Source organism: Acidaminococcus massiliensis, assembly GCF_900095825.1.
Taxonomy (GTDB): domain Bacteria; phylum Bacillota; class Negativicutes; order Acidaminococcales; family Acidaminococcaceae; genus Acidaminococcus; species Acidaminococcus massiliensis.
The window spans coordinates 2110492-2132079 of record NZ_LT608315.1; the positions used below are offsets into that span (position 1 = coordinate 2110492).

The following is a 21588-nucleotide window of genomic DNA, read 5'->3' on the forward strand; positions in this document are numbered from 1 at the left end:
AAATTGGCAGGACGGGCCTTCCAAGACCTATTCATTCCGCCAGGAAATGACCATTCCTCATAGGCAAATGGATTATCCTTGGAGAGCCGAAATATCCCGGTCGATATCCACGGAGACCTGATAATCAGGATACAGCCGGGTGATTTCCTGCTGGAGCTCCTGGATGAGCGGCTCCCGATCCCGGCCAAAGGTGACCACCACATCAAAGCGCATGGTTTTCTTCGTCCTGTCCACATAGAATCCATGGACCTGGAGTGCCCAGGGATGCTTCATCACCAGCTGGCTCACCTGTTCCCGCATCTGGGCCGCTTCCGGATCCCGGGTGTTGTAAGAATACACGGTGACCCCGGACAGATGGACGCCGGTGGCTTTGAAGACCTTTTCGTGGATCCGGTGGGTCAGCCGGTCCACCTGCTCTACGGTCATCACATCGGGCAGTTCGATGTGGACGGAAGCATAGTTTCGGCCGGGTCCATAATTATTGATCATCAGGTCGTAGGCTCCCCGGATCTCCGGTTCTTCCACCAGGAGGTTCTTGATCTGCCGGACCAGAAGGGGATCCGGCCGCTCTCCTAAGATTTCGTTCAGGGTATCCCGGAGCATGCCAAAACCGCTTTTCAGGATGAAACAGGCAATCACCGTGCCCACATAGGATTCCAGGGAGACTCCGCAGCCCAGGTAGATCAAAGCCGCCACCAGGACGGAAAAGGAAAGGACTGCATCGAACAGGGCATCGGATCCGGAACCGATCAGGGCCCCGGAATCAGCTTCTGCTCCCTTGCGCTTCACGTACCGGCCCAGGATGATCTTGACGATGACAGCCACCGCCAGGAGCACGAGGGAAGCCGTGGTATATTCCGGAACTTCCGGATCCAGGATCTTTTTCACGCTTTCCACCATGGCGGTGACGCCAGCGTAAAAGATGATGATGGAAATCACCAGGGCACTGAGGTATTCATATCGGCCATGGCCGAAAGGATGCTCGAAATCTGGGTTCCGGTCCGCCAATTTGGCTCCGGCCACGGTGATCACTGAAGACAGCACATCGGACAGGTTGTTCAGTGCATCCATCAGGATGGCGATGGAGTTGGTGCTGAAGCCGACCACAGCCTTGAATCCAGCCAGCAGGAGATTGACCAGGATCCCGATGCAGCTGGTCCGCAGGATGATATTTTCCCGCCGCCCGTTTGTCAATGAAATACCCATAAGTACCAGCCAGCCTCTCTCGTACAGAATTGCCCCCATTATAGCACAAATGGAATGGTTGGAAAACGGCCATCCCGGCGTTTTCCTTCCGATGAATAGAAAGAAGTCAAAACGGCCTTCACGGGCCCTTCAGAAATTAGACGTCAGATTGTTGGCAATCAGCAGGACGGACTTGCTGCTTAACCGTACAAAACTGACGTCTGACTTCTTCTCAAGCCCCCTGGCGGGCCGCCAGGCTGTTCAGTACCATGGCCGCTACGATGCAGGCGGCTCCCAGGAGCAGGTGCGGGGTCATGACTTCTCCCAGCATGGCTACCCCTAGGACCATGGAAGTAAGGGGCTGGAGGGGATAAAAGGAGGCACAGTAGGTGGCCGGCAGCTTCTGGAGCAGCTCATTCCACAGCAGATGGGCCAGGGCCGTGCACACAATACAAGTGTACAACAAAGGAGCCCAGATATTCCCCGTAAAAGATACCGCAGCCCCGGTGGTCCGTACAAACACCCAGGCGCTGGGCAGAGACAGCAGGGCCGCAATGGCCATGCCGTACCCGGTGACCAGCAAAGGATCGTACCGGGCGGTAAGTTTTTTCAGATGGATGGTGGCATAGGCCCAGGAAAACAGGGCAAAGACGCAGATCACCATACCGGCGGTGGTCACCCCCTGGGTGGGCCTGCCGATGATGACGGCTGCCCCCACTACCGCCACCAAAAGGGATAACCCCTGGAGTTTGGTCACCTTTTCCCCCAGCAAAACAATGGCCAGGCCGGAAATCACCACCGGAGTCAGGGAATTGATCAGGGAAGCAAAAGAAGCACTGGAATATTGGATACCCAGAAACAGAGCCGCATTGGACAGGAAGTATCCCACCACTCCCACAAACAGCAGCTCGCCCCAATCCTTTCGGGCAATGGCGATTTGGCCGTGGAGACTGTGGTATCCCACCCCCAGCAGGATCACCGAAGAAAGGGCATACCGGATGAACAGCACCCACAGGGCCGGAATCTGCTGGAGCACCAGCCGACCGGAAATGTACAGGCTCCCCCAAATTACAATCACCAAGGTGCAGAGCAGCGGGCTCCGCCAATTTTTATCCATGAATATCGCCTCGAAATAGAATGGTTGGAAAACGCCCGGACGTTTTCCTTCCGAGCACTACACCATCCGCCCCTTCTCCCGTTTCAGGATCAGGGCCAGTTCTGGGTCTTCTCCCAGATCCACCGGGCCGAAGTTGGTGTGGTTCCCTTCTCCGTCCCAGCTGCAGAGCATGTATCCCATGGTGTTGGCATCATATTCCACAGTATAATACCGGGGATCTTCTCCCTGGAGCCCGTGGACCAGATAGGCCCGAGGACACAGGGTGTTGAAGTTCCAGCCTTCTTCAAAGGGAAAATGCATCCGCAGCACATAGCACTGGGGCTGTCCCGTGTGTTCGTTGCGGATTTCCAGTCCTTCCGCAGCGAAATCTTCTTCCTGATAGAACCTTTCGTTCTCGTCCCCGGTTTCCGGCAGGTCCGTCAGGACACTGGCACACAGGGTCCCAAAGGCATTTCCCAAAAGGAAAGGACTGATCTGCTTCCCCTCCGGATCCGGATAGACCACAGCAGGGAAGAATTGATGTTCCAGGAAATACAAAGGGTTCATGAGAATCCTCCCTTTACCCTTCCACCTCGACCAGTTCGATCTTGAAATTCAGTTCTTTGCCGGCCATTTCGTGGTTGGCATCGAAAGTGATGGTGGACCCGGTCTTTTCGGTGACCCGCACCGGGATCTGCTGGCCGTTAGGGGTGCCCAGGGCCACCCGCTGGCCCAATTCCAGGTTTTCCGAGCCGGGCATCTTGGCGATTTCCACGGTGAGGATGTTCTGGGGATTGGGCTGCCCATAGGCTTCTTCCGGCATCAGATGGATGTTCTTCACTTCCCCTACGGCCATGTCCCGGACCGCATCATCGAATCCCTTGATCATCATGCCGGCCCCGACCACGAATTCCAGAGGCTCTCCCCGGTCATAGGAAGAATCGAATTTGGTCCCGTCGTTCAGGGTGCCTTCATAATGGACTTTCACTTTTTTGTTTTCGTTGCTCATGATTGGCTCCATTCTGTCAGTTTTCTCAAAAATTATCAGACGGTTCTTATTGTACCGTACTGGGGAGAGAAAGTAAATGGCAGAAAGGCCGCCGGTTGGTCCGGCGGCCTTTGTCAGCGGTCAATTGTCGATTGTCAATGGGCGTTGGAGATCAGATGCTCCCCCATCTGGTTTTAAACTTATCGGCCTCTTGACGACCGTATTTGCTGGTACAATGGAACAGTCCCATCCAGCCAGTCAAATCCATTCCTTACAGAAATGCACCGTTGCAGACCTGGATGACCTGTCCTTTGACATGTTTTCCCATATCCGATGCCAGGAACAGACAGGCATTGGCCTGATCTTCCGGTTCACATTCCGGTCCTGGGAAATACACAAAATGCTTGCTGTATTCCAGCATTTTGGCGCCTCCCGGCTGCTTGCCCGCTTTGTTGGCCAAGTGAGCCGGGGTAATGGTGGATCCGGGAGCCACCGCATTGATCCGGATATTGGTATCGATCAGCCGCATGGCCACATTCTTGGTCAGCGTATTGATGGCGCCTTTGGAGGAAGTATAGGAAGCTCCACAAAAAGGCCGGGTCCCGTTTACGGAAGAAATATTGATGATGCACCCTTCATTTTTCGGCAGGAAGATTTTCAGGGCTTCCCGGATGAACCGGAAGGGTCCGAACACATTGGTTTGGTACACATATTCCAGCCATTCATCATCGGTTTCATCGATCATCTTCTGTTCCCCGATGGCCGCGTTGTTGATGACGATATCCAGATCTCCGTAGGTCTCCAATGCCATCTGGAATACCCGCTGTACATCTTCCAGATTCTTGTTGTCCGCCGCCACTCCGGTTACTTCATATCCTTTGTCCCGGAGCGCTTTTACCGCCGCTCCCAATTTTTCCTGGCCACGGGCAGTCATGATCACTTTGGCCCCTTCCCGGGCAAACACCTCAGCCATGGAAAAGCCCATACCGTAACTGGCTCCCGAAATAATGGCCACTTTTCCCTCCAGCATCTTTGCATCCATTGATTGTTTCCTCCCTATCTTGTCCAAATCATTGCAGTTTCATTCCAAAGTCATAGGCTCTGGCCAGATCCTTTTCCCGGGTTTCTGCTTCTTTCCCATCATTGACACCGCCACAGAAGAAAGAACCTGCCAGTTCTGCCCGGCCAAAGCAGTCCACCCAGCCCTGGAGCCCGGACAGTGCCTTCTCCGGCACATGAGGAGCATCCTCTGCCGCAGTAGACACCAGATACACCTTCCTGAACTGGTAATCGGACCCGAACAGGGGATTGCACCGGTCCAGCAGAGTTTTCATCTGGCCGCTCATTTCATAGTAGTAAATAGGCGTAGCGAACACCAGGGTATCGGCACGGCGGACCTTTTCCGCAATTTCCGCAGCCCCGTCATGGAATATGCATTGATGGTTTTCCAGACAGGCGAAGCACCCGGTGCAGAAATGGATTTCTTTTCCCTTCAGCGTCACCCATTCCACCTCATGGCCGGCGGCTTTGGCACCCCGGACCACTTCTTCCGCGAATCTGTCAGAGTTGCTTCCAGTCCGGAGACTGGTCCCGATTACAAGTACTTTGCTCATATGACCTCCTGTTGTCTCTCCAGCGTATTTCCCGCCCCGGAATCCAGGGTAAGGTGCTGTGTTTCTTACAGGGACCAGTGTAACACAGATTGGTATCCATTGCTAATTGTTATAATTCATGTTTAACGATACGTTTTTTGTATTGTTTAAAGAAAAAAGGAGGGACGCACCTGCGCCGCTGCATCCGCCTTTGAACATATCGGCTTCCGGGCAGCCAGGGTACGCCCTTCCCTGTTCCTTACTTTCTTCCCACCAGGAGACAGGACCCGGTGAGCATGGCTCTGCCGGCTCCTTCTTTTGTCATGAGGGTTCCATTATCGGTAGAGATGAGTTTGGCTTCTTTGCAGCCGCTTTCCAGGACCCGTTTCAGCAGGATGTCCCGGTCTCCATAGAATCCTTTGGTCATTAGGTCGTGGATCACAAAAATACCTCCCGGCTTCAAGGTCCGCAGGGCTTCCAGAATGGCGTCCACCCGATCCATACCCCGGACGTGGTGATAGACATAGTTGCTGATCACGGCGTCGAAAGTGTTGTCGGGGAATTCCACTTTCTGGGCGATGCCGTACATGAAGACCACGTGCTTTGCCCCTTCGGCTTTGGCATTGGCCTGGCACAGTTTCTGGTCCACGCCCGGGGTGACTTTGGGATCCCAGGGATCGGTGCCGATGATCACGGCGTCAGGATGTGACTTGGCCACTTCCAGAGTCAGGGCGCCGCTGCCGCAGCCGATATCCAGACATCTGCCCCTGGGTGGCAGTTCCACATAAGAGGCCACCCCTTTGAGGATCTTCCAGGCCAAGGAACTGGGGTTGGTCAGATCCATGGCTTTCCAGGCCGTCCACAGTTCCCAGGCCCGATACCCGAACCAGAATGCGGCCATGGTAAAACAGAACACCAGCACCAGACGGATGGGTACCGGAAGACCTCCCACGCCCCATGCCCCGAACACAATGGCCAGCAGCAGGGGGATCAGGGCCTTCACGCCGCTTTGGATGACAAATTTTTCAGGAAACCAGTTTTTATAATCAGGTTCCATAATTCCACCTCCCATACCGGGATAATTATAGCACAAAGGTAGGAAAAGGCCGCCGGAAAATCCGGCGGTCTTTGTCAACGGTCAGCGGCCGGCGTAAGACTGAAGGGGATGCTGCACCCATTTCACGTGCAGCATCCCCTTCTCTGTTCTCTCAGAACCGGTCCAGCAGGGTATACCCCTTCCCCTGGAGGAAGGTTTCGGTTTCGGGCTCATCGGTTTTCAGCACCACGATGGGGCTGGAAGTCTTCCGGTCGAAGGAAATATACAGATAACGGACAAACACGTTGGCCTGGCTCAGGTGGGTCAGGATCTTATCCAGGGTACCGGGCTGGTCGGAGCCCATATCCACAGCCAGCACATAGTCGATCCGGCACTGGTAGCCGGCTTCCTGGAGGGTGTCCAGCGCCTTGTCAGGATTGTCCACGATCAGCCGGATGATGCCGAATTCGGCGCTGTCCGTAGCCAGCATGGTGTAAATATTGATGTTGTCCTTAGCCAAGTCATTGGTGATCTTTCCCAAGGCCCCTTTGTGATTGGCCGCAAAAATAGAAATCTGCTTCAGCATGCAGTTTGCCTCCTTTTTCTCAGTAATCCACCCGGCCTGCCAGTTCCAGGATCAGTTCTTCGGTTTTCTGCCAGCCCAGACAGGGATCGGTGATGGATTTCCCATAGACCCCTTCTCCGATTTTTTGGCTGCCGTCTTCGATATAGCTTTCGATCATGATGCCTTTCACCATCTTCTTCAGATCCGTATTCATATGACGGCTGTACAGGACATCATTGGAGATCCGGATCTGTTCCAGGTATTTCTTGCCGGAATTGGCATGGTTGGCATCGATGACCACGGCCGGATTCACCAGGTCCCGTTTCCCGTATTCTTCGTAGAGCCGGACCAGGTCTTCATAATGGTAGTTGGGCAGGCTCTTACCGAATTTATCCACATACCCCCGGAGGATGGCATGGGCCAGAGGGTTCCCCTTGGTCCGCACTTCCCAGCCCCGGAACAGGAACTGCTGCTCATGCTGGGCAGCGGCAATGGAATTGAGCATGACGGAGATGTCGCCGGAAGTGGGATTCTTCATCCCCACCGGGATCCCCACCCCGCTGGCAATCATCCGGTGGAGCTGGTCTTCCACGGACCGGGCTCCGATGGCTGCATAGGAGACCAAATCGGAAAGATACCGGTGGTTTTCCGGATACAGGATCTCTTCCGCACAGGTGAAGCCGGTTTCCCGGATGACCCGGATGTGCATGTTCCGGCAGGCAATGATCCCCGCCAGCATATCTTCCTTCCCTTCCGGGTCGGGCTGGTGGGCCATGCCCTTGTAGCCCACTCCGATGGTCCGGGGCTTGTTGGTGTAGACCCGGGGAATGATGTACAGGGTATCCTTCACCTGCTCCTGGACTTTGGCCAGCCGGTGGCAGTAATCTACCACCGCATCCTCATTGTCCGCAGAACAGGGACCGATGATCAGCAGGAAGCGCTTATCCTTCCCAGTGAGGATATCCCGGATCTCGGCGTCCCGCCGCCGTTTGGTTTCATAGATGGCCGGCTCCACAGGATGTTCCACTTTCAATTCCTGGGGAGAGGGCATTTTCCGGATGAATTCCATTTCCAGTTCCATTGTATCCCTTCTTTCTTACGCTCTTATGCTTTGATGATTTTCTTGAAGAGCTCTTTATTCTCCTGGATCTTCCCTTCTCCGCCCACTACACAAAGGTATCCATCGGAAAGCGTGTCTTTGACCAAGGGTGCCAGAGCCCGGATATCGTCGACAGTACAGTCGATGATCTGGTCCCGCTTCTTCTGGGCGACGGCTTCCGGCGTCCCTTTCAGCCGGGCGGTAATGGCCTTTTCCAGATGCATAGCCGGGGTCAGCGGGGTATCCACCAAGCTGATGGTCCCGATCACATACTTGGTCATTTCCCGGTCGGAAGCCTGGAATTTTTCCAGGTAAGCCGGCAGATCCCGATAGGCCTGGAGGCTTTCCGCCAGTTTAGGATCCCGGTAGGAAGACAGATAGAAGGTACCGCTGGGATCGAACCGGGTACCAGCTCCGTAGGCGCCGCCCTGGACCCGGATCTTGGTCCACAGATAGCCATACCGGAGGATGGTCTCCAGCACCTTCATGGCTCCCGTATAATGGTAGCCATGGTCATGGAAGTTCCCTCCAGCCAGCACGTACTGGACCTTTCCGGAAGTGATGATCCCTTCATCCTTCCCAGGTGCTTCCAGCCGGGGCATGGGCTGGCCTGCATAGGGAGAATGGGGCAGCTGTTCCGTGAAGGCAGCCATCTTTTCCAGGGCTTCCTTCTCCATCTCTTTGTCACAGGAAAGGGATTGGAGCTGTTCATCCTGGTGGAAGAAAGCCGGCAGCAGCTGCTGGAGCTTTTCGATCACCTGATCCACCCGCTCCTCGAAATGGGCCCACAGATCCTGGAGGAACTGGTAATAAGTCAGCTGGTCGTGTTCCATGCTCCGGGCAGATTTGGAGAAATAGCTCATGAGCCGCAGGGTGGCTACCGTCATCCCCCGAGCAAAGAAGTTGTTGTCCCAGTCCGTCTTCACTTCGCTGACGATTTCCTTCAGCCGCTTCTTGTCATCCAGATGGCTCCGGAGAGCGATGCTGCTGAGGATCTCAAAGAGCTTGTCCTCGTTCTTTTCCAGCACCTTGGCCGACACCTTGAACACGTTCCGGTAGGTATTGGTGTCATTGTAACAGGTGTAGGGCTTCACTTCGAAGTTCAGTCCCCCCAGATACAGGTCCGCCAGAGTGGTCAGTTCCTCATAGGAATAGTCGTCGGTGTCCACTTTTCCCAGTACATCCGTCAGCAGATAGGCATAGCACAGCAAGTCTTCCGGCACCCCGGTCAGATCGAAGCACCAGTCGAAATAAGCAATCTTGTTGGTGAACTGATGGAGCACAAGACGGATATGTTTCCCTTCCTGGGTCACCTGGGGATGTTCAAAATCATTTTTCCGGGTAATGTCGGACCGCTGGAGCAGAGGAATGGAAGCCAGGGCTTCCGGAGTGTCAGGGGCAGCCTGGCGGGCATGGAGCTCGTCGGCGATGGTTTCCACTTCCTGGAGCTGACTGGCATCCATCTTTCTCTTCTTTTCCGCCATCTCTTGGGCGAACTGGGCAGCATCCCGGGCTTCCTTCCCCGGTTCAGGGGTCAGTGTCACCAGGCATTTATGGGTGTTGTCCAAGAGCACCGTTTCAATCAATTGTTCATAATACCCTTTGTCAATGGCACTGCGCAGGAAGTCCAGGCAGTCGGTGAACCGGAGGCAAGCAGTAGGGTCTCCCCCGTAGAGCCAGGTTTCCATCACATTCAGGCCATAGATCAGGCCTTTGGGATAGATATTGAAATCCGCTTCCCGCATCTTGAATTCTTCCGAATTCAGTTCTGCTTCCAGGAGCCGGCGAGGGATCCCGTTCCGGGACAGTTCCTGGAGGGTCCGGTACAATACCTTCACGAACTGGTCTTCCTTATCCGGATCGGATCCGCTCACTTCCACAGAGAACACCGGTTGGAGCTGGGATCCATTCAGGCTGCCGGACACATCGCTGCCGATGCCCGCCCGGAGAAGGGCCAGCCGCAGGGGAGCATTATTCCCGTCCAGGAGCACATGGGTCAGGAGCTTCAGGGCCATGATCCGTTTCTGGTCCAGGGCGGACCCTACTACGATGTTCATGGAAAGATAGGTCTTGTGAGCGGTGTCATCCCCTTCCGGCACCGGATAAGATGCCTTCACTTCCCGGGTCTGGTCGAAAGGTACCTGGAGGGGGATTTCCACCTTCAGCTTCCCCGTTTTGGGGAAATGGCTCAAGTAGTCCCCATCCAGGTAAGAAAGATAATCTTCCAGATCCATATTCCCGTACAGATAGATATAAGCATTTTCCGGGCTGTAGTACTTTTTGTGGAAGGCCACGAAGCCTTCCTGGGTCAGCTGGGGAATGGCGGACGGCAGGCCGCCGGATTCGAACCGGTAGGGGGAATCCGGGAACAGGGCCTTCATCACTTCATGTTCTTCAATGGCGTCGGGGGACGAATAGACCCCCTTCATTTCGTTGTATACCACCCCATTGTAAATCAGAGGTTTATCCCCTTCTTTCCCCAGTTCGTAATGCCAGCCTTCCTGGCGCAGTGTGAAGGGATTTTCTCCAATCAGGGGATAGAACACCGCATCTAGGTATACATCCACCAGGTTCCGGAAATCCTTATCATTCCGGCTAGCCACCGGATACACCGTCTTGTCCGTATAGGTCATGGCATTCAGGAACGTGTTCAAGGACCCTTTGACCAGTTCCACGAAGGGTTCCTTCAGGCGGTATTTCCGGCTGCCGCAAAGCACGGAATGTTCCGTGATGTGAGCCACCCCAGTATCATCCTGGCTGGGAGTCCGGAAACCGATGGTGAACACCTTGTTGTCATCGGCACAGCCCAGATAGAACAAATGGGCACCGCTGGCATCGTGGATCATCTCATAGGCTGTAGCTTCGATATCCGGCAGGGCTGTGATTTTTTGTACGGTAAAACCGTGGAGTTTCGTTCCAACAGAAAGTTCCATGCAGAATCTTCTCCTTTGTGTCTGATTTCGTCTTTTGTATAAAAGAAAGGGGAGCTGCTCCATAGCAGTCTCCCCTTCCCTGAAAAATTACTTGAAATACTGCACACCGCCCAGGAACAGGGGCTGCAGTTTGTTGCCTGGGATGTTCTTCATCAGGCCGTCAGTGAACCGTTCTGTATGGCCCATCTTCCCCAGGATCCGGCCGTCGGGGCTGGTGATGCTCTCAATGGCATACAGGGAACCGTTGGGGTTGTAAGGACTTTCCAGGGTGGGATCCCCAGCCTGGTTCACATACTGGGTGGCTACCTGGCCGTTGGCGAAGAGCTTCTTGATTTCCTCTTCCGTGGCCACGAACCGGCCTTCCCCATGGGAAACAGCCACCGTATGGATATCTCCCGGTTCCGTCAGGGCCAGCCACGGGGACTTGTTGGAAACCACTTTCGTCTCCACCATCCGGGAAATGTGCCGGCCGATGGTGTTGAAGGTCAGGGTGGGAGATGTTTCCGTCAGAGGACGGATGTCTCCGTAAGGCACCAGGCCCAGTTTGATCAGGGCCTGGAAGCCATTGCAGATTCCCAGGGCCAGGCCGTCCCGGTTGTACAGGAGATCCATCACGGCTTCTTTCAGGGCCGGGTTCCGGAACATGGTAGCAATGAACTTGCCGGAACCTTCCGGTTCGTCACTGGCAGAGAATCCGCCAGGGATGGCCAGGATCTGGGCTTCCTTGATCCGTTTGGCCATTTCTTCCACGCTCTCTTTGATGGCTTCCGCTGTCAGATTCCGGATCACGCAGATATCGGCTTTGGCACCGGCTGCTTCAAAGGCAGCAGCGGTGTCGTATTCACAGTTCAGGCCCGGGAACACGGGAATGAAGACCCGGGGCTGAGCCACATTATACGGTGCAGTGAGAGGCAGGTCGTTCCGGTAATAGGGCATCCGACAGATATCCTTTCCGGAATCCTTCACCACAGAGGGGAATACTCCTTCCAGGGTACGGGTATAGGCAGCCTTGATTTCGTCCAGGGTAATGGCCGTGTCGTTGACGGTGACTTTCCCATCGTCAGTCAGGGACCCCAGCACCAGGAAGTCGTTGCCTGCAAAGACTTTTTCCACATCGGCTCCCGGTGCCATTTCTACCAGGAAACCGCCGGGCTGCAGGGTGAACAGGCATTCCTCATGGAGGAAGGGTTTCACGAAGCCAAAGCCCAATCCGTTGCCCAAGCACATGGTGGAGATGGCGGCTGCCACGCCCCCTTCCTTCACCACACCGGCGGTGAGGATCCGTTTGCCCAGGATGGCTTTGTGGACATTGTCTAAGAGAGTCCGGAGGGCCGGGTAATCCACCACTTCGTGCTCATCGCAGGGCACGGGGATGAAAACCACGGTGTTGCCGGCCTGTTTGAATTCGTTGGAGATGGTATCGCGGCCGTCCATGACCCCCACTGCAAAGCAGATCAGGGAAGGCGGGACTTCCAGATCCATGAAGGTACCGCTCATGGAATCTTTGCCGCCAATGGCCGGCAGTTCCAGTTCGCAGCAGGCTTTATAGGCACCCAGGAGAGCGGCAAAGGGCCGGCCCCAGGTATGTTCCGTATGGAGTTTGGGGAAATATTCCTGCATGGAAAGACGCAGTTTCTTCGGATCGGCGCCCATGGACGCAGCCCGGCACACGGCTTCCACCACCGCGTACATAGCCCCGTGGTACGGGCTCCAGCAGCACACATTGGGATCATAGCCGCTGGCCATGATGGAGGTAGCGTTGGTCTTGCCATGGAGGACGGGCAGACGGGCTGCCATACCTTCGGTACGGGTCAGCTGGTTCCGGCCGCCGTAGGGCATCAGTACGCTGCCCCGGCCGATGGATCCGTCGAACCGTTCACCCAGTCCTTCTTCGCTGCATACGTTCAGCCGGTCTAAGTTGGCCAGCCAGGCTTCCTTGATGTCCTTCTTCCCTTCCACTTCTGCAGGGGTGCTATTGAAAGGAGAGGTTTCTTCCACTCCATCCACCACAACATTGGACTTTTGAGGAATGCCGTTGGTGTCCAGGAATGCCCGGGACAGGTCCACGATCTTTTCCCCTCTCCAGTACATCACCAGACGGGGATCTTCCGCCACTTCAGCCACTACCGTGGCTTCCAGATTTTCTTTGGCGGCAGCAGCCATGAACTTGTCCAGGTCGCCGGCGGCAATGCACACCGCCATCCGTTCCTGGGATTCACTGATGGCCAGTTCCGTGCCGTCCAGGCCTTCGTACTTCTTGGGTACCTTGTCCAGATTGATCACAAGACCCGGCGCCAGTTCCCCGATGGCCACAGAGACGCCGCCAGCCCCGAAGTCGTTGCACCGTTTGATGAGACGGGTCACTTCCGGATCCCGGAACAGCCGCTGGATCTTCCGTTCGTTGGGAGCGTTCCCCTTCTGGACTTCTGCACCGCATTCGCTGAGGGACTTGGTGGTGTGTTCCTTGGAGGCACCAGTGGCGCCGCCCATGCCGTCACGGCCGGTACGGCCGCCCAAAAGGATGATCAGGTCGCCGGCAGCTGGCCGTTCCCGGACCACAGCATCCCGGGGAGCAGCCCCGATGACGGCCCCTACTTCCATGCGTTTGGCCACGAATTTGGGATGATAGTATTCTTCCACAGAACCGGTGGCCAGACCGATCTGGTTGCCGTAGGAGCTGTACCCGGCAGCGGCCCCCAGGGTGATCTTCCGCTGAGGCAGCTTGCCCTTCAGGGTCTTTTCATAAGGAGTCCGGGGATCGCCGGATCCGGTGACCCGCATGGCCTGGTATACATAGCTCCGGCCGCTGAGGGGATCCCGGATGGCTCCGCCCAGGCAGGTGGCAGCGCCCCCGAAAGGTTCGATTTCGGTGGGATGGTTGTGGGTCTCGTTCTTGAACATCACCAGCCAGTCTTCTTTTTTGCCGTCCACGTCAATGGGGGCCACGATGCTGCAGGCGTTGATTTCTTCCGAAGCATCCAAATCGGGGATCTTCCCTTCCTTTTTCAGCTTCTTGGTGGCCAGGCAGGCCATGTCCATCAGGGTGATGGGGCGCTGGGTATCTTTCCCATAGACGAAATCCCGGTCTTTTTTATACAGGTCGTAGGCTTCTGCCACCGGCTGGGTGTAGACACCGTCGGTGATGGAAACGTTTTCCAGTTTGGTTTCAAAGGTGGTGTGCCGGCAGTGGTCGGACCAGTAGGTATCCAGCACCTTGATTTCGGTGATGGAAGGATCCCGGTCTTCTTTTTTAAAGTATTCTTGGATGAAAGCCAGATCTTCCAGGCTCATGGCCAGTTCCTGTTTGTTCAGGAAATCTTCCAGCCCTTTCCGGTCCAGGTCCCGGAACCCCTTCAAGACGGCTACCGGTTTGGGGACGTCCCAGGTCATATCCAAAGTTTCCGGTTTTTCGATGGCGGCTTCCTGGGCTTCCACCGGGTTGATGCAGTAATCCTTGATTTTTTCAAAGTCGGCGTCGGACAGATCCCCTTCCAGCAGGTATACTTTGGCGGCTGCCACAATGGGACGCTGTCCCTGGGTGATCAGCTGGATGCACTGAGCGGCAAAATCTTCTCTCTGGTCATACTGGCCGGGGAGCAGTTCCACGGCAAAGCTCCGGACCCCAGCAGGGATCTCCAGTTCTTCGTCCCGGACCACATCCACCGGCGCTTCGCTGAGCACCAGGTTCCTGGCAGCCTGGTAGTCCTCCTCGCTGAGGCCTTCCAGATCATACCGATTGACGATCCGGACGCTTTTCAGGTTCTTCAGGCCCAGGGTCTGCTGCAGATCAGAACACAGACCTGCTGCTTCCACAGCATATGCTTTCTTCTTCTCCACATAAATTCTTGTAATCTTGTCGCTCATGACAGCCTCCCTTAAAAATACTCATTGATAAAATTATTCTCCCGGGGGAACAATTTGTCAAGGATTTCCAGTGCATTTTCACTGTCCCCATAAATCATGCCAGCCTGTTGGAGCTGCCGGGCCCCATAGAGTCCGAAGAACAGCTGGGTGAAGGTTCCCGCATCCAGCAGCACTTCCGGATCATCCAAGGTATTCAGCAGCTGGATGCCCTTTTCCGTGAAGTCCAGTTTCACCAGCATGGTGTTGAGGGCGATCTGTTCATCTTTCAAGCCCAGGACCAGTTTCTTTCCCACCAGTTCCCGGGGTACGGGCATAGCTTTCAGACAGGCCGCGGCATTGAGGACCCGCCCCATCATGAAAGGGGCTTCCTGAGGGGCCAGGGCCTGGTCCGGCAGCTGGAGGTATGTCAGATCATCCTCCGCAGCCAGCCATTTCAGCCTTTGATAGATGCCGGCCAAGCCTTTGAAATACTGGAGCAGCCGGATCCTGCTGGGCGCATCCACAGCCAGGAGTTCCTGGACCGTCACCGTCCCACTCTCCCTATTATACAACGCATAAGCCGTCGGTGCACCGTCAAACTTTACAACAACCGTCTCAAAATTCTCCTGGGCTGCCGTCACTAAGGTATTTTCCCAGACCCGGTGATCCCGCTCGGCATAGCCGTGGTACCGGACCATGGTTTTGGCGTAAATCGGAGCCAGCAGGCTTTCCGCCTGCCGGGTATCTACCCGTTCCGCCGTAAAGCCGTCCAAGATCCGGCCTGCCAGGTCCAACTGGGCCAAGGGCAGGGTATACCGTTTCCGCAGATGGGTCCAGGCAAAGCCGTAAGGCTGGTAGATCCCGGCATAAATGGGCATGAGGATGGCAAAAGGCACCTGCATGGCCCGGAGAGTGGTAAAAGCCGTCTCCATCAGCTGGCCCATTGCATGCTGTCCCCGGGCCACTGGATCTGTAGCTACGCCTACGATATAAGGGACCTTCCAATCCTTTCCCCGGACCCGCAGCACATAGGGGTTCAGATGGAGCATAGTCTGGAGCCTCCCATCCTGGAACCCGCCCAGGATCCGGTTCTGCTTCAAGGCATATTCCTTGAAATACCATTCGTAAAAGGGCGTCCCCTTCTTCTCAAAGCAGTAATCCCATAGGTCCGCCGCCTGGGACAGGGTATCCTGCTGGAGCAAACGAAAATCCATGGCAATCCTCCTTTTAGCGGATGATCGTATTGTATTTTTTCACCATGAACACAGGCTTATAGGATTCCTTGGCTTCCCGGAGGCCCTCCTTGCCCATATCCTCTTCCCGGTTGATGTAGGTCACATCCGGCCATTCATGGGCGATGTATTCCTTGTTGATGGCGGTGTACAGGCCCCGGATGTCCGGATCCGCCTTTTCCACGTGGATCACCGCCGTATTCTTGCCGGTCCGCTCGCCAAAAGTAAAGGCCTTCACCTGGCCGTCCAGCCGGATCAGCCCGCCCCGGAGCTGGAGTTTGTCCAAATTATCCAGGCCTTCCCGGATGGCATCATATTCCGCCACAATGGAAGGATCGGTCAGTTCCCGTTCTTCCACCCACTGTTTGCCATAGGCGATGCATTCATCTTTGTTGGCCAGAGTGATGGGTTCGTAGACGAAATCCGGATGGTCCTTGATGAATTGATTGTAATGGTTCTTTTTGCCGTGGAGCTTGCGCCCGCTGAGGCTGGCCAGGCTGGCACGCTGATACACATAGTCCCAGTTGTCCCGGTCAGGGGTGAAGGTATTCACCTGAGGCAGATACTTCTGGAACCGTTCGATGGTATGCTCGTAGATGCCATGCATTTCAAAAGGTTCCCCTTTGAAATACTGCTTCAGGGCACAGATCACTTTGGGCAGATCCTCGTTGACTCCTCCAAACGGAGGCAGGACGAAGGTATTTCCGTTCACGGTCACTTTGATGAGCAGACAGCCATGGCTGATGCCCCAATAACTGTCATACTGGTTCCGCCAAATAAAGATGGAACCGAAACAGCATTCCGAGGCATGGTAATCCTCTTCGGTAAAATAATCATCGAATATCGGCTTGTCGTCAATACTGATGTGCTTGAATTCTAAAATAAAAATCGCTCCCTCATTTGTAAGATGATTGATTTGTATCTATTATTATAACAGATGAGTCAAGAGGCATAAACTGCCAGCGGGCAGGCAACAGCCCCCCTTACAGCATCCCCATATCATTCAGCCGATCCACCCGGAAGCCGTAATCTTCCGTCTGGACTACCTGGACGAAGGCCGTATTGGCCAGGCTCATCCGCCACATATTATCAATGGGAAAGCCTAGGATCCGGCAGACCAGGAGCCGGATCAATCCTCCGTGGCTGACGCACAGGATGGTGCCGTCCGGTTCCATTTCTTCTACCAGATCTGTAAAGGCCTTCCAGCCACGTTCCTGAGAAGCGGCCAGATTTTCCTCCGCTGCCAGATCCACCTGTCCCGGCTTGAGGAAAATATCCCGGAGCGTATCCGGATCCTTTTCCTGGATCTCTTTCAAATGGTGGCCATCCCATTTGCCGAAAGAGATTTCCCGCAGGCCCGGCACCACCATTGGTTCCAGGCCCCGAGCAGCAGCCAGAGGAGCAGCGGTTTCCTGGGTCCGGATCAAGTCCGAGGTATAGAGCGCATCCACTGGTACCCGGGATGCCCGGGTCACCAGGGCCGCCGCCTGCTTCCGGCCGGTATCATCCAAGGGATTGTTGCTCCAGCCCTGGAGGATGCCCTGCCGGTTGGCCAAGGTCTCCCCATGGCGTACCAAATAAATCGTCTTCATAAAGCCATCCTTTTCTAAACATTCCAGGCCAGCAAGAAACAAAAGGATACAAAACGGGGCTGTCCACGGACAGCCCCATTTTCTGCTTCTTAAGCTCTTGCAATGTAATCGCCGGTACGGGTATCGATCTGCAGCACATCCCCTTCGTTGATGAACAGAGGGACCTTTACGACATAACCGGTATCCATCTTGGCGTTCTTGCTGCCGCCGGTAGCGGTATCCCCTTTGATCCCCGGTTCGGTTTCCACTACGGTCAGTTCCACCGTGTTGGGCAGTTCCACGCCCAGGATCCGGTCCTTGAAGGTGATGACCTTCACATCCATGTTTTCTTTCAGGAAATTCACGGCCTTGCCCAGCTGGTCCTTGTTCAGTTCCAGCTGATCATAGGTTTCATTATCCATGAACACATAGGTGCCGTCGGATTCATACAGATACTGCATGCCCTTTCTTTCAACAATGGCATTTTCCAGACGTTCAGCAGCGTTGAAAGTCCGTTCCACCACAGCGCCGGTGCACAGATTGCGCATCTTGGCCCGTACGAAAGCGGCGCCTTTGCCGGGTTTTACATGCTGGAATTCAACGACCTGCCATGCATCGCCGTCAATTTCAACCGTTACGCCTGTTTTGAAATCATTTGTAGAAATCATGAAAACAACCTCCAAAATAGTAGTTTCTAATCTATAAGAATCAAAGTTCTACCAATTCTTTCGGGACGGAAGTAAGCCGCTCACAGCCGTCCCCGGTGACCAGCACCGTGTCTTCGATCCGGACCCCGCCTTGGTCAGGCAGGTAGATGCCCGGTTCGATGGTCACCACTGCCCCTGCCGGCAGCGGCCGGTCATTGGCTTTGTTCAGCACCGGTTTTTCATGGATGTCCAATCCTACGCCGTGGCCCAGTCCATGGCCGAAATTCGGTCCATATCCTTTGGCAGTGATGAAATCACGCACAGCCCGGTCCACCTGGATGCCGGTCAGCCCGGCCTTCAGGGTCTTTTCCCCCAGCAGGTTGGCCTCAAGGACGATTCCATAGATTTCCTTCTGCCAGGGCGCTGCCTTCCCCACCACCACCGTACGGGTGATGTCAGAGCAGTAGCCTTCGTAGGTAGCACCGAAATCAAAAGTGATGAAATCGCCCGGCTCCACCACCTTTTCCGAAGCCACCCCGTGAGGCAGGGCACTCCGTTTCCCAGAAGCACAGATTGTCTCAAAGGAAGGTTTGGTGGATCCCAGCTTCCGCATATTGTATTCCAGCTCAGCTGCCAAATCGCTCTCTTTCCGGCCGGCCCGGATATGGGGCAGCAGCTGCAGGAAAGCCTCATCAGAAATCGCTACGGCCTTGCGGATCAGGGTCATCTCTTCAGGGGTCTTCACCGCCCGGAGACCTACCAGATTCACATTCTTCCAGCGGACATCCGGCAGGGCTTTTGCCAGAGCACACTGTTCCGTATAGGAAAAATAGTCTCCATCCAGGGCCAGGTTCTCAGAATTCGGCAGCTTGGCCGCTTCCGGCCAGAATCCATGCTGGTGTTCGATCAGTTCACATTCCGGAGACTGCTGGCGTACCTGCAAAGTATACCGGGAATCCGTGATGATCACCGCCCGCCGGGGATCCACATACAGCAGGCTTTCTCCTCCTGTAAACCCGGTGAAGTACCGGATGGAGGAATCGCCTTTGATAAAGATGCCATCCACCTTTTCCTGTTCCAGGAAAGTCCGCAGCCTGTCCAAAGCCTTCATCCTATCGTCTCCTCGTCCATGGTCGAACAGAATCAGTTCGACTAATCTATTTTACTCTTAAACCCCTGAAAAAAGCAAGGGTTTCTATACAGTTTGTTACAAATAGTTTCGGTTCATCCTTTCAGCCGGCGTACCAAAGAGAAAGGTTCCATCCGGGAATCTCCTTTGGCAGTAAAGATCATCTGGGCATGGGGAGCGGCCTGGATGGGATTCCCTTCTCCATCCTGCATCTCTTCCAAGGTCCAGGAGAAGATTTCCCCGCCGGGAGTCAGCACTTCCAGCTGCTGGCCTTCCTTCACATGGTTCCGCTGTTCCAAGGCTGCCCGGCCGGTGCCAGGGTCAAAGCCCTTGACCAAGGCCACGAAATCCGCGCTCTGTTCATAGGAACTGGTGGTATAGACCTGGTCTTCCGGGCCGGTCCTGCGGACAGCGAATCCCGTAGTATAGGGCCGGTGGGACACTTTCTCCAGTTCTTCCCGGAGACTCTCCGGCACGGTGAAATGGGCCGGATCCTGCCAACACAGATCGATGGCCTTCCGGTAGGCGCTGACCACCGTAGCCACATAATGGACGCTTTTCATCCGTCCCTCGATCTTCAGGCTGCTGACCCCTGCCTCCATCAGTTGGGGCAGGTACTCCATCAGGCACAGGTCTTTGGAATTCATGATATAGGTGCCCCGCTCATCTTCCGCTATCGGGAACACCTCTCCAGGCCGGTTCTTTTCCGTCAGGCCGAACTCCCAGCGGCAGACCTGGGCACAGGCGCCCCGATTGCTGTCCCGGCCGGTGAAATAATTGCTCAGGAGGCAGCGGCCGGAATAGGAGATACACATGGCCCCATGGACGAAGACTTCCAAGTCTGCGGAGATTTTTTCCCGGATCTCCCGGATTTCCTGGATAGACAGTTCCCGGGCCAGCACCACCCGTTCTGCTCCCAGCTCTTCCCAGGCCTTTGCCGCAGCCCAGTTGGTCACATTGGCCTGGGTGCTCACATGGAGTCCCAGTTTGGGTACCGTCTTTCGAGCCGTCATCCAGACGCCCAGATCAGAAACCAGCAGGGCATCTACCCCGGCTTCTTCCAGATTCCGGAGGTATTCCGGCAGCGCGGTAAGATCGCTGTTGTGGGGGTAGATGTTCACGGTCACATAGACCTTCTTTCCCCGTGCATGGGCAAAAGCCGCCAGTTCCCGGATCTCCTCCAGGGAAAAATTGGCGGCAAAAGCCCGGAGCCCGAAAGCCTTTCCTCCCAGATAAACGGCATCGGCTCCGTACAGCAGGGCCATCCGGCCCTTTTCCAGGCTCCCGGCGGGAGCCAGCAGTTCTGGTTTGTTCACTGTGCTTCTCCTATGATTTCTCCAGGGTTCAGTTTCTGTATCATGGCTACATGTTCTTCGTAGGTTTTGGTGAAATGGTGATAGCCTTCCTTGTCAGCCACGAAATACAGATAATCGGTCATTACCGGATGGATCACCGCCCGCAGGGCATCCATACTGGGGTTCCCCACTGGTCCTGGGGGCAGCCCCTTGTTCAGATAGGTATTGTAGGGAGATTCCAGCTTCAGATCGTCATAAGTGACTTCTTTTTTCTGGGCCCCCAAGATATACTGGATGGTGGTATCGGACTGGATGGGCATCCCCATCTGGAGCCGTTTTTCAAAAACGCCGGCAATAAGAGGCATCTCCTCCTTATGGGTGGCTTCCCGTTCCACCATGGAAGCCAATGTCACGATATCCCGCAGGGGCAGATAGCTTTTGTTCAAATCGCTCCGCAGATCCGGCGTCAGTTTCTTGTTGAACTCCTGGACCATCATGGCCACAATGTCCTTGGCTGTAGCATTTTCCGGTACATTGTAGGTGGCCGGGCAGATGAACCCTTCCGCTTTGTAGACCACATCCGGATTGCTGGTCTCCATATAGGTATAAGGGGTGTAATTCCGGCAGGCATCCTTGAAGGCCTGGGCTGTGGCCAGGTGTTCCCGTTCCAGTTTCAGAGCCACTTCATTGATGGTAGCGCCTTCCGGCACAGCAAAACGGTTGGAATGGACCTTGCCCTTGGATAGGATATTGATGATTTCCCCATCGCTCATGCCGGCTGTGATTTCATAGGTCCCGGCCTGGAGGTGGTTCTCCAGACCTTTGACCCGGGCTGCCAGCCGAAAGGATTCCGGGGTCTGGATCAGTTTCTTGTCATGGAGCATAGTGGCGATATCCGAGGTGGTCATGCCCTGGGTTACGGTGAATTTTATCTTCTGCCCAGTAGCCAGGCTGGTGTTGGTATTGAAATAATCCAGGTACCAGTAGGCACCGAACAGCGCCGCCAGCAGCAGTGCGATCCCGATGGGTAAGAATTTTTTCCGCATGATGCTTCAGTCTCTCTTATTGGGCGTCCATTTCGTCCATGATTTCTTCATAGGCTTTGCGGACTGCTTCGAATTCTTCATCGGTGGGGTCCAGATACACCGGTTCCCCGTTCTCATCGAAATCCACCCGGGCGATGATCACATTGTCTTCCCCATCATCCGGATCCGTATCATCGTCTTCCGGTATCTGGGTCAAGAGGGCAAAATTCTTCTTGTCCATGGGGATCACCATTTCTTCCAGGTAATAGGTCTCATTCCCCTTTTCGTCGGTGATCACCACCACCGCTTCCTGGTCTTCCGTCGCCAGCAGCTTTTCGTCTTTCTTCTCCAT

19 protein-coding genes are annotated in these 21588 nt (G+C 55.1%); all 19 read right to left on the reverse strand.

All coding sequences use genetic code 11. The annotated features are described in order from the left end of the window. Positions 1 to 72: 72 nt before the first annotated feature. The 19 genes from BQ2657_RS10150 to BQ2657_RS10240 all read right to left on the reverse strand — a co-directional run bounded on the left by BQ2657_RS10150 (position 73) and on the right by BQ2657_RS10240 (position 21588). Positions 73 to 1206: a cation diffusion facilitator family transporter gene (locus BQ2657_RS10150; RefSeq protein WP_075580501.1), complete on the reverse strand. Its 1134-nt coding sequence runs from the start codon at positions 1204 to 1206 to the stop codon at positions 73 to 75. Positions 1207 to 1417: 211 nt separating this feature from the next. Next, complete coding sequence (locus BQ2657_RS10155; protein ID WP_075580502.1) at positions 1418 to 2302, reverse strand: DMT family transporter; 885 nt, start codon at positions 2300 to 2302, stop codon at positions 1418 to 1420. Positions 2303 to 2359: 57 nt separating this feature from the next. Then, entirely contained in the window at positions 2360 to 2848 is a 489-nt protein-coding gene (locus BQ2657_RS10160; protein WP_075580503.1) for a hypothetical protein, read from the reverse strand. 13 nt (positions 2849 to 2861) lie between these two features. Continuing rightward, positions 2862 to 3290, reverse strand: coding sequence for an FKBP-type peptidyl-prolyl cis-trans isomerase (locus BQ2657_RS10165; protein ID WP_075580504.1), 429 nt, complete (start codon positions 3288 to 3290; stop codon positions 2862 to 2864). A gap of 250 nt (positions 3291 to 3540) precedes the next feature. After that, positions 3541 to 4311: an SDR family NAD(P)-dependent oxidoreductase gene (locus BQ2657_RS10170; RefSeq protein ID WP_075580505.1), complete on the reverse strand. Its 771-nt coding sequence runs from the start codon at positions 4309 to 4311 to the stop codon at positions 3541 to 3543. A 28-nt stretch (positions 4312 to 4339) separates the two neighbouring features. Continuing rightward, the gene (locus tag BQ2657_RS10175) at positions 4340 to 4882 is read right to left on the reverse strand and encodes a flavodoxin family protein (protein ID WP_075580506.1); all 543 of its coding nucleotides are present in this window, start codon (positions 4880 to 4882) and stop codon (positions 4340 to 4342) included. 238 nt (positions 4883 to 5120) lie between these two features. Beyond that, positions 5121 to 5918 carry a class I SAM-dependent methyltransferase gene (locus BQ2657_RS10180; protein WP_075580507.1) on the reverse strand — a complete coding sequence of 266 codons (798 nt, stop codon included), beginning with the start codon at positions 5916 to 5918 and terminating at the stop codon, positions 5121 to 5123. Positions 5919 to 6069: 151 nt separating this feature from the next. Then, the gene (locus tag BQ2657_RS10185) at positions 6070 to 6483 is read right to left on the reverse strand and encodes an amino acid-binding protein (RefSeq protein WP_075580508.1); all 414 of its coding nucleotides are present in this window, start codon (positions 6481 to 6483) and stop codon (positions 6070 to 6072) included. 19 nt (positions 6484 to 6502) lie between these two features. Continuing rightward, positions 6503 to 7543: a 3-deoxy-7-phosphoheptulonate synthase gene (locus BQ2657_RS10190; protein ID WP_075580509.1), complete on the reverse strand. Its 1041-nt coding sequence runs from the start codon at positions 7541 to 7543 to the stop codon at positions 6503 to 6505. Positions 7544 to 7566: 23 nt separating this feature from the next. Next, positions 7567 to 10494 (reverse strand): insulinase family protein, encoded by a 2928-nt coding sequence (locus BQ2657_RS10195; protein WP_075580510.1) that lies wholly within the window; start codon positions 10492 to 10494, stop codon positions 7567 to 7569. A gap of 87 nt (positions 10495 to 10581) precedes the next feature. Continuing rightward, positions 10582 to 14358: a phosphoribosylformylglycinamidine synthase gene (locus BQ2657_RS10200; RefSeq protein ID WP_075580511.1), complete on the reverse strand. Its 3777-nt coding sequence runs from the start codon at positions 14356 to 14358 to the stop codon at positions 10582 to 10584. 11 nt (positions 14359 to 14369) lie between these two features. Continuing rightward, positions 14370 to 15551 (reverse strand): GNAT family N-acetyltransferase, encoded by a 1182-nt coding sequence (locus tag BQ2657_RS10205; protein ID WP_075580512.1) that lies wholly within the window; start codon positions 15549 to 15551, stop codon positions 14370 to 14372. 13 nt (positions 15552 to 15564) lie between these two features. Then, positions 15565 to 16491 (reverse strand): DUF2156 domain-containing protein, encoded by a 927-nt coding sequence (locus BQ2657_RS10210; RefSeq protein ID WP_315968742.1) that lies wholly within the window; start codon positions 16489 to 16491, stop codon positions 15565 to 15567. A 61-nt stretch (positions 16492 to 16552) separates the two neighbouring features. Further along, a complete protein-coding gene (locus tag BQ2657_RS10215) occupies positions 16553 to 17161 on the reverse strand; it encodes a histidine phosphatase family protein (RefSeq protein WP_075580514.1) in 609 nt (202 codons plus the stop codon). An 89-nt stretch (positions 17162 to 17250) separates the two neighbouring features. Continuing rightward, positions 17251 to 17808 (reverse strand): elongation factor P, encoded by a 558-nt coding sequence (efp, locus tag BQ2657_RS10220; RefSeq protein ID WP_075580515.1) that lies wholly within the window; start codon positions 17806 to 17808, stop codon positions 17251 to 17253. A gap of 40 nt (positions 17809 to 17848) precedes the next feature. After that, positions 17849 to 18898: a M24 family metallopeptidase gene (locus tag BQ2657_RS10225; protein WP_075580516.1), complete on the reverse strand. Its 1050-nt coding sequence runs from the start codon at positions 18896 to 18898 to the stop codon at positions 17849 to 17851. A 113-nt stretch (positions 18899 to 19011) separates the two neighbouring features. After that, on the reverse strand, positions 19012 to 20232 hold the full coding sequence (locus BQ2657_RS10230) for a peptidase U32 family protein (protein WP_075580517.1): 1221 nt from the start codon (positions 20230 to 20232) through the stop codon (positions 19012 to 19014). Then, on the reverse strand, positions 20229 to 21257 hold the full coding sequence (gene mltG / locus BQ2657_RS10235; RefSeq protein ID WP_075580518.1) for an endolytic transglycosylase MltG: 1029 nt from the start codon (positions 21255 to 21257) through the stop codon (positions 20229 to 20231). Before mltG ends, BQ2657_RS10230 begins: the two co-directional genes overlap by 4 nt. 16 nt (positions 21258 to 21273) lie before the next feature. After that, positions 21274 to 21588, reverse strand: a complete 315-nt coding sequence (locus BQ2657_RS10240) for a DUF1292 domain-containing protein (RefSeq protein ID WP_075580519.1) — start codon at positions 21586 to 21588, stop codon at positions 21274 to 21276.